This is a genomic window from Bacillota bacterium (assembly GCA_012837285.1).
Lineage (GTDB): Bacteria > Bacillota > DTU030 > DUMP01 > DUMP01 > DUNI01.
This window is the reverse complement of the sequence record DURJ01000035.1, coordinates 1-12287: the sequence shown is the minus strand read 5'-3', so window position 1 is coordinate 12287 and position 12287 is coordinate 1. Positions and strand designations below refer to the sequence as shown.

The 12287-nt window shown below is 52.7% G+C and carries 13 protein-coding genes and 1 pseudogene; 8 read left to right on the top strand and 6 right to left on the bottom strand.

From position 1 onward, the window contains the following. A partial coding sequence (locus GX016_02200) for a DMT family transporter (protein ID HHT70376.1) occupies nucleotides 1-624 on the bottom strand: 624 nt, incomplete at its 3' end. A gap of 70 nt (nucleotides 625-694) precedes the next feature. Then, entirely contained in the window at nucleotides 695-2104 is a 1410-nt protein-coding gene (locus tag GX016_02195) for a copper amine oxidase (protein ID HHT70375.1), read from the bottom strand. A 201-nt stretch (nucleotides 2105-2305) separates the two neighbouring features. On the opposite strand from GX016_02195, the gene GX016_02190 reads away from it, so the two are divergent. Continuing rightward, on the top strand, nucleotides 2306-2662 hold the full coding sequence (locus tag GX016_02190; GenBank protein ID HHT70374.1) for a polyhydroxyalkanoate synthesis regulator: 357 nt from the start codon (nucleotides 2306-2308) through the stop codon (nucleotides 2660-2662). Nucleotides 2663-2670: 8 nt separating this feature from the next. Beyond that, nucleotides 2671-3522 carry a DegV family protein gene (locus tag GX016_02185; protein HHT70373.1) on the top strand — a complete coding sequence of 284 codons (852 nt, stop codon included), beginning with the start codon at nucleotides 2671-2673 and terminating at the stop codon, nucleotides 3520-3522. Between the two features lie 45 nt (nucleotides 3523-3567). On the opposite strand, the gene GX016_02180 is transcribed toward GX016_02185, so the two are convergent. Then, a complete protein-coding gene (locus tag GX016_02180; protein HHT70372.1) occupies nucleotides 3568-4140 on the bottom strand; it encodes a DedA family protein in 573 nt (190 codons plus the stop codon). Nucleotides 4141-4234: 94 nt separating this feature from the next. On the opposite strand from GX016_02180, the gene GX016_02175 reads away from it, so the two are divergent. From GX016_02175 to GX016_02155, 5 genes are all read left to right on the top strand, one after another. Beyond that, nucleotides 4235-5392, top strand: a complete 1158-nt coding sequence (locus GX016_02175; GenBank protein HHT70371.1) for a cysteine desulfurase — start codon at nucleotides 4235-4237, stop codon at nucleotides 5390-5392. A gap of 29 nt (nucleotides 5393-5421) precedes the next feature. Beyond that, complete coding sequence (gene thiI / locus GX016_02170; protein HHT70370.1) at nucleotides 5422-6603, top strand: tRNA 4-thiouridine(8) synthase ThiI; 1182 nt, start codon at nucleotides 5422-5424, stop codon at nucleotides 6601-6603. 6 nt (nucleotides 6604-6609) lie between these two features. Then, entirely contained in the window at nucleotides 6610-8319 is a 1710-nt protein-coding gene (locus tag GX016_02165) for a ribonuclease J (GenBank protein ID HHT70369.1), read from the top strand. Nucleotides 8320-8421: 102 nt separating this feature from the next. Beyond that, nucleotides 8422-9291, top strand: a complete 870-nt coding sequence (yabG, locus tag GX016_02160) for a sporulation peptidase YabG (GenBank protein ID HHT70368.1) — start codon at nucleotides 8422-8424, stop codon at nucleotides 9289-9291. Nucleotides 9292-9474: 183 nt separating this feature from the next. Continuing rightward, nucleotides 9475-9738, top strand: coding sequence for a Veg protein (locus GX016_02155; protein ID HHT70367.1), 264 nt, complete (start codon nucleotides 9475-9477; stop codon nucleotides 9736-9738). 39 nt (nucleotides 9739-9777) lie between these two features. Here the strand turns inward: GX016_02155 and GX016_02150 are convergent, their stop codons facing one another. Beyond that, nucleotides 9778-10002, bottom strand: a complete 225-nt coding sequence (locus tag GX016_02150) for a spore coat protein (GenBank protein ID HHT70366.1) — start codon at nucleotides 10000-10002, stop codon at nucleotides 9778-9780. 21 nt (nucleotides 10003-10023) lie between these two features. Next, nucleotides 10024-10245: a hypothetical protein gene (locus GX016_02145; protein ID HHT70365.1), complete on the bottom strand. Its 222-nt coding sequence runs from the start codon at nucleotides 10243-10245 to the stop codon at nucleotides 10024-10026. Nucleotides 10246-10424: 179 nt separating this feature from the next. On the opposite strand from GX016_02145, the gene GX016_02140 reads away from it, so the two are divergent. Then, nucleotides 10425-12020: a DUF3794 domain-containing protein gene (locus tag GX016_02140; protein ID HHT70364.1), complete on the top strand. Its 1596-nt coding sequence runs from the start codon at nucleotides 10425-10427 to the stop codon at nucleotides 12018-12020. 25 nt (nucleotides 12021-12045) lie between these two features. Here the strand turns inward: GX016_02140 and GX016_02135 are convergent. Next, nucleotides 12046-12287: pseudogene (locus GX016_02135) on the bottom strand (transposase).

Genomic DNA, 12287 nt, shown 5'->3' with positions numbered 1-12287 from the left:
TCCGGTTGGTATATGCAGTACCCGTCCGGTTGTAATTCCGGTATAGATAGCCATAACCAACATTGCGATTATCAGTTGAAAAAATGTACTTTCTAATCCGGACAAACCTTTTAAAAATTTGTTGAGAATCATTAGCGAGGCATATAGCACAGCAGAAGCCAGGGCACAGACAACCCCGGAGGAAAAACCGGTGCCGCCGACGCCGGTGGCATTTATAATCACCATGCCTAGGATAGCAGCCATGATTCCTATTACCTTATGGACGGTCATTTTTTCTTGGAACAATATGGGGGATAGTATAAAAACAACCACGGGAGCGCAGTAATGCAGTAATATGGCTATACTCACGGTGGTGAGGCGGAATGCCTCAAACAAAAGAGCCCAACCCCCGCCTAAAACTATTCCAGCTGCGATGAGTAGCGCAAGGTTATCCTTAATACCTTGGAGATTGATCGGTTGTTTTGTCAGTAGGAATACCAGGGCAAGGAATGTGCTGCCGATAATTGTGCGCCATAGGACAATGGCCGTACTGGGCAAGTTAATATTTTTGACGAAGATACCGATGCTGCCAAAGATGAGCATGGCTACTAGTAGGTTTAGTTCAGGTTTCATTTTTTTCGCCATTTTATGTCCTCCAGCGGTTAATTTGCAGGAATGGTACGGAGATTAAAACATAGACCCTGTTTACGATCGGCTAGAATTTTTGCGGAGCAAAGTAAGACTGAAGCAGCTGGTAGAATTCCGGGGTGGTGTATCCCAACCGCCAGACGGCTACACCGCCCAGGCCTTTTTCCCGCACCAGGTCCAGCTTGGGTTTCAGACTGTCGATGCTTTCGTACCAGACAGTGTGGGCAGAACCTTTCTCATCAGTGTACGTAAAGTAGGGGAGCATGGCTTCGTTATCCCATTTTATTTCCGGGTTGTAGCGGGCCTTAAGCTGGTTCAGATCTGATACTAGGCTTCCCAGCTCGCTGGGGATCCAAAGCACAGTACGTCGCCCGGCGTCGGACCAATCGCGGCCGTAAATTCCGAGGCCCAGTAGCACCTTGTGAGCCGGAATCCGTTCCAGGGTGTAGTCCACTACGTCCCGTACCCAGCGAATGGAGGTTTGGGGGCCAGCTTGGCCGGGAGAATAATCGTATGCCATAATAGCTACCTGGTCTGCTACCTTACCGAGAGCAGCATAATCGTAAGCCCGATACCAACCGTATGTGGTTCGAGCCGGTAGTGACAGGGCCAACTTTTTTCCTTGAGAGTGAACAGCTTGAGCCAGCTCTTCAACGAAAGCTGTAAGGTTGGGTCCGTCAGCCTCGTTAACCAGTTCAAAGTCTAGATTTACGCCGCTAAACCCTTCTTTGGTAATGAGGTCTGTAATGTCTTCACAAAGGAGAGTCCGCTTTAGGGGATCGTTTAAGAGTTCATGTAGCTTGGCTGAATTATCCTCGAAAACTAAGGCGTAAGATTCAGTGCCGGCCGAATTCGCCAGTTGCAACACTTCTTCATAACCATCCGGAGCGGAAATTGCCCGTCGGCCGTCCTGCCAAGTTAGGCGGCCGTTGTCGTCCAGGGTATACCACTTGGTTGCTACCCCGGACAAAGAATGGTAGTTGGCTAAGTAATCTTGATATGAATATGAATAGTAATAGCCTAAGATATAAGCCGTTCTGGGGCCGGTGCTGATAGTAACAGTGCGGCTAGCATTATCCCAGTGGACAGCGGCACCGAAGGCTTGGCTAAAAAAGCGCAAGGGAACCAAAGTACGTCCTTGACGAATGGTGGCCGGAACATCCAGCTCTACCGGCTGACCGTTTACTTTGGCCGTACTGCTGCCCACCGGCAATTCGATCAGCGAACTGCTTTTTTCGGCGATGACCCGGCGATTGGCGTTGTCCCAGTGAACCATTACGCCCAAAGCCTCGCCAATGGCCCGAAACGGCACCAACGTGCGCCCGTGCTCAATCACAGGTGGAACATCGAAACTTACCGGGACCCCATTAAGTAACACCTTGATGGGGGCTGCTGCTAAAGCAGCGGGGCTTATGGCTACGCCCACCATGAGACCGATGACTAGTGCTAAGGCTACAGCTCTAATGTGTTGATACATGGTATGTGCTCCTTTCTACCGCCAAGTATTGGGACGGCTCCTCCTTAATAATTCGTGCTGCGAGGTTTGTTTCCCTGCTGAGCCGGTGCTAGCATTGACAACCTTTACCACCCCAGTTATCATTAACCTGACAGATAATAGGGGACGGGAAAAACCATTCCGGGCTACATTATCGTGGGATGCTGACAAGGAGGGGAGCACATGTTACGTAAGGCCATGTTATTAGGCCTAGGGGTCCTGACCATGACCAAAGAGGCGTTGGAAAAAGCCGTGGACGAACTGGTGAAAAAGGGCGAAGTGAGCCAGGACGAAGCCAAAGAGGCGTTGCAGGAACTCTGGGACAAGGGTCAACAGGGACGTGAGCATCTGGCCAAACTGATTCGGGAACAGGTAGACAGTGCCCTGAGAACATTTACCGTTGTATCTAGAGAGGAATTTGCGGCTCTAGAGGCGCGGGTGGATACCTTGGAGGCGAAACTGGCAGCCCAGGAAGACCCTAGCCTAGAGTCGGCTGATACCAAGCCGGATTTTGATCCGGACGAAGTGGAAAAGGAGTAGCTAGAGACATGGGAGCAGTACACTTGGTTACCGACAGCACCTGCTACCTGCCGGCGGATGTAATAGCAAAGTACGATATTAGAATTGTCCCGCTACGGGTAAACTGGAGTACAGAGTCGCTGCGGGAAGGCGTAGATATTAAGGGGAAAGAATTTTTTGACCGACTGCGCCAAAGCCGTGAAGTTCCCACTACTTCGCAACCACCGGCAGGGGAATTTGCTTCCTGCTACCGTGAGCTAGGAGGGCTGGGCGGGAGCATTGTTTCTATTCATATTTCCGGGGATCTGAGCGGAACGGTGTCGGCGGCAGAAGCAGCACGACGCATGTTACCGGAGCAGGATATTCGGATCATTGACAGCCGTATAACTTGTCTCGGCCTTGGTTTTATGGTTGAAGAAGCAGCCCACCTAAGGGCTGCCGGCAAAACAGTCGATGAAACTGTGGCCCGAATTCAGGAGCTGGTAGCCAACATGACCGCCTATTTCATGGTGGATGACCTAAATTATCTCCGCCGGGGCGGACGCATCGGAGCAGCCGCGGCCACGTTCGGTTCCTTGCTGCAAGTGAAGCCTATTTTGACCATGAAGGATGCTAACGGAGTGATTAACGTCCAAGAAAAAGTCCGCACCCAAAAGAAAGCTTTGGCCCGGCTGGTGGAGCTGACGGCCACTGATTGTACGGGAGCTGACAAAGTCACTGCTACTGTACTTCATGCCGATAATCTAGCTACGGCTGTCCAGCTAGACAAAGTACTGCGAGAGGCCTTGCCGAAGGCGGAGATTGTGTTGTCGGAGTTTGGGCCGGTTATCGGCACCCATGTGGGCCCCGGAGCGGTAGGCATTATCTTTCATACTGTCTAGGGGCTACAGGCCCCTTTTCTTTCGGCCGATGTTTTGTATGCCTGGCTAACGCGTTCGCCTGTGGTAGCGGGATCTTAGTAGGGCGGCTAGGATCAAGAGAACAGCAAGCCCAAAAGTTGCCGGGCCCAAGTAATTGCTGATGAAGCTGGTGGCTTCATCGCCCCACAAAAAAACCGCCAAGGCTTCCAGAAAAAACCGTAGCCCGCGTCCGGCCAAAGAAGCGGTAAGGACAACCCACAGCCGAACTCGAAAGACACCGGCAGCGATGGTAAAGACCTTGTACGGGATCGGTGTCAGTGCTGCCAGAGCCACGGCCCAGCCGCCATAACGATGAAACAGACCGGCTACTTGGTCAATTCGTTTCTGTGAAGAGAAATATTCCAGCACCGGACGGCCCAAATAGAAACCAAGCAGGGCTCCAAAGACGCCGCCCAGCGAAGAGGCGACGGTGGCCACGGCTGCGTATAGGAAGCCTAGCTGGGGCCTCAATAGGGACAAAGGGATTAGAATTACATCTGGAGGTAAGGGAAAGAAAGATGCTTCGGCAAAAGCTGTGATGATAAGTCCAATTAGTCCATGATCAAGCAGAAATTCGTTAGCGGCATCCAGCCAAGACAAGAACGTAACCCCCTTGCGGTGCTTGGGTTTGTTGTGGATTCTGCCTTATACTATAACATAGAGAGTCAGCTCAGACACGAGGAAGGTGCTTCAGATGGCGGAAGTTTACTTAGATAACAGTGCCACCACGTGTGTACACCCACAGGTGGCGGAGGCGATAATGACAGCCCTGCGGGAGAATTATGGCAATCCGTCCTCGGCTCACCGCCGGGGCCAAGCAGCGGAGCAGGCGGTTAAGAAAGCGCGCCGCCAAGTGGCCTGGATACTTAGAGCCGAGCCGGGAGAAATATACTTTACTTCCGGGGGCACCGAAAGCAACAACTGGGCCCTGGCCGGGACAGCTCAGGCGCGGGTAAGGCAGGGGAAGCAGCTGATAACCACCCAAGTGGAACATCCCTCGGTGCTGGAAGTCTTTCGCCGGCTGGAGGAACAAGGATTCACTGTGACCTATGTACCGGTGGATGAATACGGGCTGATAGATCTGGAGGCGTTGGCGGCGGCCCTCGGTCCGGAGACTACCCTGGTTAGTATTATGTATGTCAACAATGAGGTGGGTAGCATTATGCCGCTGGCCGATATTGCTCGTTTGCTGAAGCAAAAGGCGCCGCAGGCCGTCTGGCATGTGGATGCTGTGCAGGGCTTTGCTAAGTTGCCGCTGTTTCCTCATGATTTAGGGATCGACCTTATTTCTATCAGCGGCCATAAAATACAAGGTCCCAAGGGAGTAGGGGCCCTGTTTGTGCGTCAAGGACTGCGGGTTAAGCCCTTGATCTTAGGCGGCGGCCAGGAGAACGGTTATCGTTCGGGTACGGAGAATGTTCCCGGTATCATGGGCTTGGGTTTAGCGGCGGAACTGATGTGGGAGCGGCGGGTGGAAGCAGGAGCCCACCTGGCTGGGCTAAAAGAGAGGCTACGGCAACGCGTGCAGGCGGAAATCCCCGCCGTCTACGCTAACGGCCCCCAAGATTCCAGGGGAGCACCTCATATCTTAAACCTGTCGTTTCCGGGGGTAAAAGGGGAAGTGCTGCTCCATGCCCTGGAAGACAAAGGGATTTACGTGTCCACGGGCTCGGCCTGCTCCAGCCATCAGGCTCCCGGCAGCCATGTGCTTAAAGCTATGGGACTGGTGCCACAGCGGCTAGATGGAGCCGTGCGCTTCAGTTTCTCTCCCGACAACACCAGGGCCGAGATTGACTATACCGCCGATTGTCTCAGGGAGGTTGTACCGGAGCTGCGGCGCCTAATGCAGTAACCAAACAAAAAACCGGTAGGTGAATTAAGGTGGAACAGCTGATACTGGCCCGCTATGGCGAGGTGGGCCTAAAAGGTAAAAACCGCCGTTTTTTCGAAAACCAATTGATAAAACAGATGGAGCAGGCTCTGGACGGGCTTCCCCTCAAGGGTATAACTCGAACTTATGGTCGTATTTACGTGACCATGGCGGGAGAAGTAGAGGAGGCTTTGCGCCGGCTGTCTTATGTACTTGGCTTGGTGGCAGTGAGTCCGACCCAGAGTGCTCCTTTGGACTTAGAGGAAATCAAAGCCGCTGCGGTCCGAGCTATGCAAGGGGCGGCCGCTGAGGGTTATACTACGTTTAAGGTGGAGACCCGCCGCCCCAATAAGGCTTTCCCGATTAAATCGCCGGCAGTGAGCCGCGAAACAGGGGCCGAAATTCTAAGGCAGGTACCGGGTCTGACTGTAGACGTACACTCGCCGCAGGTGACACTTCAAATTGAACTCCGGGAGCAGCGAGCTTATCTCTATTGGCGCCAGCTGCCGTGTCCGGGGGGTCTGCCCCTGGGAGTCAGCGGTCGGTCGGTGCTGCTCCTTTCCGGCGGCATTGACAGCCCAGTGGCCGGGTGGATGGCCATGAGCCGCGGCTTGGAGATTGTACCGGTTTATTTCCACAGCTTTCCCTTTACCAGCGACCGAGCGAAGGAAAAGGTGGTGGATCTGTGTCGGGTCCTGGCCCGGTACAGCGGTCTGGTTAAGCTCTATGTAATTCCCTTTACCAAGATTCAGACAGCCCTACGGGAAGGTGGCCGCGAAGATCTGCAGACAATATTTATGCGGCGGATGATGATGCGCTTAGCCGGCCGTGTGGCCGAAAAAGAAGGAGCCGGGGCCCTGATTACAGGGGAAAGCTTGGGCCAGGTGGCCAGCCAGACGTTGCCCAGTCTAGCTGTTACCGAGGCAGTAGTGGATGTGCCTGTGCTGCGGCCGCTTATCGGTCTTGATAAACAAGAGATTGTTAAGCGGGCGCAAGATTTAGGAACGTATAGCATCTCTATTCGCCCTTACGATGATTGCTGTACGGTGTTTGTACCGCGCCACCCAGAGACGCGCCCGGATCCAGAGGCAGTAGCGGTGAAAGAGGCTGGCTTGGTGGCAGCGGAGCTTATCGAGGAAGCCCTAACCGAAGCGGAAATACTGTTTATAACAAGTGATTGGGAAGGAAGCTAATGCCAAATGGTTAAAAAAAGATACAAGAAGTCCATAAGGAGGGAGAAACGAGTGTCAGAGGCCCCGGTGACGTTGATACCGCTGGGCGGTACGCGAGAAATCGGCAAGAATATGACCGTGGTGGAATATGGTGACGATATTGTCGTCATCGATGCCGGGGTTGCTTTTCCCGACGAAGAGCTGTTGGGAATTGATCTGGTGATTCCGAATATCGATTATTTGCTCGAACACAGGGAGCGAGTGCGGGGTATTGTTCTCACCCATGGTCATGAAGATCATATTGGGGCTTTGCCGTACGTTCTTCCTCGTTTGAATGTACCTGTCTACGGCACCAAACTGACGATCGGGTTAGTGAAGAAGAAACTGGAAGAGCATCGCCTGGAGCGCCAGGCCAAACTGCAGGTGGTTACACCGGGGGGCAAGCCGGTAAGGCTAGGGAGCATTGCGGTGGAATGGATTCGGACCAACCATAGTATTCCAGATGGTTCTGCCCTGGCTATCCATACGCCGGCCGGAATCGTTGTTCACTCCGGTGATTTCAAGATCGACCCTACGCCCATCGATGACCGCCGTACCGACGTGAGCCGGTTGTCGGCTTTGGGGGAGAAAGGGGTGCTGGCACTATTTTGTGACGCCACCAATGCCGAAGTGCCAGGTTATACACCGTCGGAGAAAGTGGTGGGCGAGACCTTCGACCAAGTGTTCGAAGCAGCCGAACAACGTATACTGATCGCTACTTTTGCCTCCAATATTCATCGGATACAGCAAGCCATCGATACGGCGGTTCGATACGGACGCAAAGTGGGCATTGCCGGCCGCAGCATGCGGGAAAACATTGCCGTGGCCGAAGAACTGGGTTTTCTGATTATACCCAAGGGGACCCTAGTCGAATTGGATGAACTAAACCGGCTACCGGACGAAAAGACCGTGCTCCTTACCACCGGCAGCCAAGGCGAACCCATGGCCGCACTCACCCGTATGGCTAACAATGATCACCGCCAGGTGGAGATTCGCTCCGGGGACACGGTGATTATTTCTGCCACCCCAATTCCGGGTAACGAGAGCTTAGTGGGGCGCACCATCGACAATCTGTTTCGTCTGGGGGCCGAGGTTATCTATAAAGAAGTGGCCAAGGTACATGTTTCCGGCCATGCCAGCCAAGAAGAGATTAAATTCCTGGTTAACATGGTCCAGCCGGCCTATCTTATTCCCTTCCACGGGGAGTACCGCCATTTAGCGGCTTTTCTAAAGATAGCCGAAGAGCTGGGCTACAGTCGCGATCGGGTGATTATACCGGAGATCGGTGACCGCATTGAGGTCAGCCGCAGGGCGGGCGTCATTTCCGGGCAGGTTACTTCCGGACCGGTGTTCATCGACGGGCTAGGGATCGGTGATGTGGGGCACATTGTACTTCGCGATCGCATGTCGTTGGCAGAAAACGGTGTGCTGGTGGTGGTTGTGGTGATGGATAAGCAGAAAGGCAAGTTTTTGTCCGGACCCGACATTATTACCCGTGGCTTTGTTTATGTACGCGAATCCGAAGCACTGCTGGAACAAGCGAGGAAACAGGCGATAGCAGTGCTGGCAGAAATTGAAGACAAAAACATCACCGAATGGTCGGTGATTAAGATGAAGATCCAAGAGACACTGGACGTTTATTTTGATGCTGTAACCGGACGTCGCCCTACTATTTTGCCGATCATCATCGAAGTGTAACTGTGGTCATAACCGGGCCGGAATTTCCTCCGGCCCTTGTGCTCACCCTTTGCCCGAGCCGGTCATATGATGGGGGTAGGACGGGTGAAGGAGGCATGGTCCATGGAGACCATCAAACAAGGGGATATTGTCGCCCGTCGTTCCTACCAGGGTGATGTATTCTTCAAAGTCATAGAAGTGCTGTTTGAGGACCAGGGTCAGGCGGTGGCGATACTGAAGGGACTGGATGTCAGACTACTAGCCGATGCTCCCTTGTCCGACCTAAGAAGAGTGGAGCCGGTTGAGCTTAGATCTTATCGGGAGAATCTGCTTAAACGCAACGCTGATTGTTTTCGGCGCATCAGCCAGCGCCAACACCTGGTTCGCCAACAGGCGGTACGTGAGGTGGCCGTGAACGACGGGGACCAAGATTTTTTTGAGTTACCGGGGACTGTGCTTCATCTGGATGGAGACCCTGATTACCTGGACTTTTGTCTCAGCGCTTATAAACAGCTGGGAGTTACCGCCGCCGGGGTTGAAGTCCCAGAAGAGCAGCAACCTGAGCGGGTCGTGGACTTAATTAGGAAGCACTCCCCGGATATCTTAGTACTAACAGGGCACGATGCCCTCCTAAAGGAAGCCCATGGTATAGCAGATCCGGAAAACTATCGTAACACTCTGTTTTTCTTGGAAGCGGTGAAGAGTGCCCGCCGCATTCAGCCTTCTCGAGATGATCTGATAATATTTGCCGGTGCCTGTCAGTCCAACTTCGAAGCCATTATTAACGCCGGCGCCAATTATGCCAGTGCACCGAAGCGAGTTCTAATCCACTGTCTGGATCCGGTGTTTATCGCCCAAGAGGTGGCTTTTACGCCGGTTTCACAATTTGTCGACCTGCGGGAGCTTATTGGTAGTACCATTACAGGCAAGGAAGGTATCGGCGGAATTGAGACCCGGGGCAAATTCCGCCTGGGTTTTCCAAGAGCCTGTTAAGCAGTCGGGTCGGTAGCTGCGGCTGCCGACCCGATTATTGTTGCTAAATTTCCCTTGACTCTTGCCCAGACCAGGGGTATAATATATGTTTTCCTTGACAACAAATAGTAATCATGATAAAATAACAATGTTAAAGATAAGGACATCCGATCCGGTATTATGTGGTAAGGGAGGTTACAAAGGGTGGAACGAACCACTTTAACTGAGATCCGCCAGGATTTAGAGGCTAGCCGTGGGCGGCGCCTGCGCCTTACCGCCAATCGGGGCCGGCAGAGGGTAATTGTCCGGGAAGGGATCTTGGAGCAAACCTACCCGAACGTCTTTACCATCCGCTTACTCGATAGCAACTCCGTAAAAAGGGTCTCGTTCAGCTACTCTGACGTACTCACCAAGACGGTAGAAATCAGTCTCTGTGACGAAGAAGAACGCAAAATAGCCTGTAACTAAGAAACCCCTTGGTCCGAAGAGGCCAAGGGGTTTCTTCTTTTAGGTACTGGGGCCGGCCGGTTCCGGACGATACCAGCCGCGCTCTTCCATGGCGGTAAACAGCCGCTCAGCACTTTTTAGTTCTTCGCCGTGCAGGGCGATCATACTGCTTCGGATTCTAGGTGTGGCTGCTTCCATGGCGGCGCTGTGGTAACTTCCGGCCACAGCTTTGGTAAGAAGAAGCATGTCTGTTAGGCGGTCACGATCTGTCAGCTCGTGCTGCATTTACGGCCCTCCCTTCTATCCTTAATGGGCCTGGATACCAAGTCCGGTCTGACGCATGAGCTCCTCGATCTTGCCTCGGTGGCTGTTACTTTCCTTAGCTAAGTGCCCAAACAGATCTTGTAGCTCTTCATCTTTGGCTGTGGCTGCATAGAGGGCATATTTTTTCTCCTTGAGATTCTCGGCTGCTAAAGCATCCTGTAAGTAAAGCTTTTCCCGTTCAGTAACCATGGTTACCGGCGCCACTTAATCACCTCCGTAGTTTTCAATTGTATTATTTACTTTCCCAGCGCGAATCTATGCACTACCGGGCGTTTTGTCCACCACCAGGGTCGGCTTTGTTCTTTTCCTGGAAAATAGAAGCACACAACCGGACTCGGTCGCATATATTTAGACTGAGATTCTGGGCAAGGAGGGAGGAGAATATGGCGCCACAATTGGTTGTGCGCCGGCGCCTGTTGCGGGTGCAGCGGGTGATAGGGGAACAAACCAAGACCAAAACGGTGCAGGCCACCGTTACGCTGCCTGTACAGGCTATTAAGGTGTTCGAGGTTCAAGCTACCCTAAAGGCTACCAAGTGCGAGATTAAGCGTGACGGGGTCTTCATCCAGGGAACCATTCACAAACAGGTGTTCTATGTAGATCAAGGGGATTTGGTTCGCCATGTAGCTGAAGAGGTACCGTTCCACTTTTTTGTCGATGTCGACGGTGCCGAAACCGGCATGAGCTGCCAGGCCCACACCAAGATTGTCAGTGTTGATTGGACCTTGTCGGCAGATGGTCGGGAAGTAGTTCAAGATGTGGCTGTGCAAGCTTTTGTCAAAGTGACTGAAGTGGAGCAGATGGAAGTTGTAGTGGACGTTACCAATACCAATATTGTTGTGACCCGGGAATTGCTGCGGGTAGAGAGTGTGGTGGGTGAAGATACAATTCGAGAAACTATCACCAACACCATTACCCTACCCATGAATGCCCTGAAGATTTTTGACGTTAGGGCTGAGGTCCGAAATGTTACTACCACTATCAAAGACGACACCGTTACTGTTAAGGGGACTATTCACAAACAAATCTTCTTTGTGGATGAGGGCAATTTAGTACGCCATCAGGCGGAAGATGTACCGTTTGCCATTACAGCGGATATTCCCGGAGCCACTAAGGATATGGACGCCTTTGTGGATGTGAATGTAATTGTAGATGAATTCAAGCTCAGACATACACCGGGACGGGAACTCCGGCAGACTATGATTGTGGAGGCTTTCATTAAAGTTGTCGAGCCACTGCAAATCCAGGTGGTTACCAATGTCACCGGTCCCAATATTATTGTAGAGCGTCGCCTGCTTAAGGTAGATCATGTGGTCACCGAGGATACCAAGCGGGAGTCCATCGACAGTGAAGTCTGTTTGCCGATGCAGGCCCTTAAGATTTTCTCCATTATGGCTCGTCTGGAGGATGTCACGGCCGAAGTCAAGCGGGATTCAGTAATTGTCCGTGGCACTATTCACAAGCAAATATTCTTTGTGGATATGGGCAATCTGCTCCGGCATCATGCTGAGAATATTCCTTTCCGGATGGTGCTGGATACCCCGGGCTCTACTCCTGATATGTCGGTCCATGTTCGGGCTAACATCATCGGTGATGTGGAGTTCACGCTGAAGGACGGCCACAAGTATCACCCGGACAAAACTTGTCCACCACCCCCTCCCGGTGCGGCCGGGCAGGTAGTCTCCCAAGCGGTGATCGTGGAAGCCTTTGTCAAGGTGACAGAACCGGTCCAACTGAACGTAGTCGTGGATGTCCGGGAAGAGGCTGTACCTGTACCGGTGCCGCCGCCTGCTGTCCCCGAATGTCCCAGCATGAAGTTCCATGTGGTGCAGCCAGGGGAAAGCCTCTGGAGCATTGCCCAACGTTATGGAGTCAGTCTGGAGGCCTTGTTAGCCGCCAATCCCACCCTTAAGCATCCGGAACTGCTTTATCCAGGGCAAAAAGTGTGCATCCCGGTTTCGGTTACCGGGAAAGGGTAAGTTGGCTTCTATTAGCCTAGTCAAAAGGGGCCGGGGCACCGCCTAAAAGATACATGAAGTTTACGTCACGCCTGCAGGCCTGTTCCAGCTTAAGGCTGGATACAATGCCATTCATGTATCCGTATACTACTATCTTAAATAGACTTTCCGGTGACCTCTCGATTCTCCCAATGCGGGAGTACGCAGCGCGCAACTTGCTGTAATCAATCCTTTCAAACACTGCGTTAAGTAGCCTCACCGAATCATCAGCCGGGATTAATAATGCTA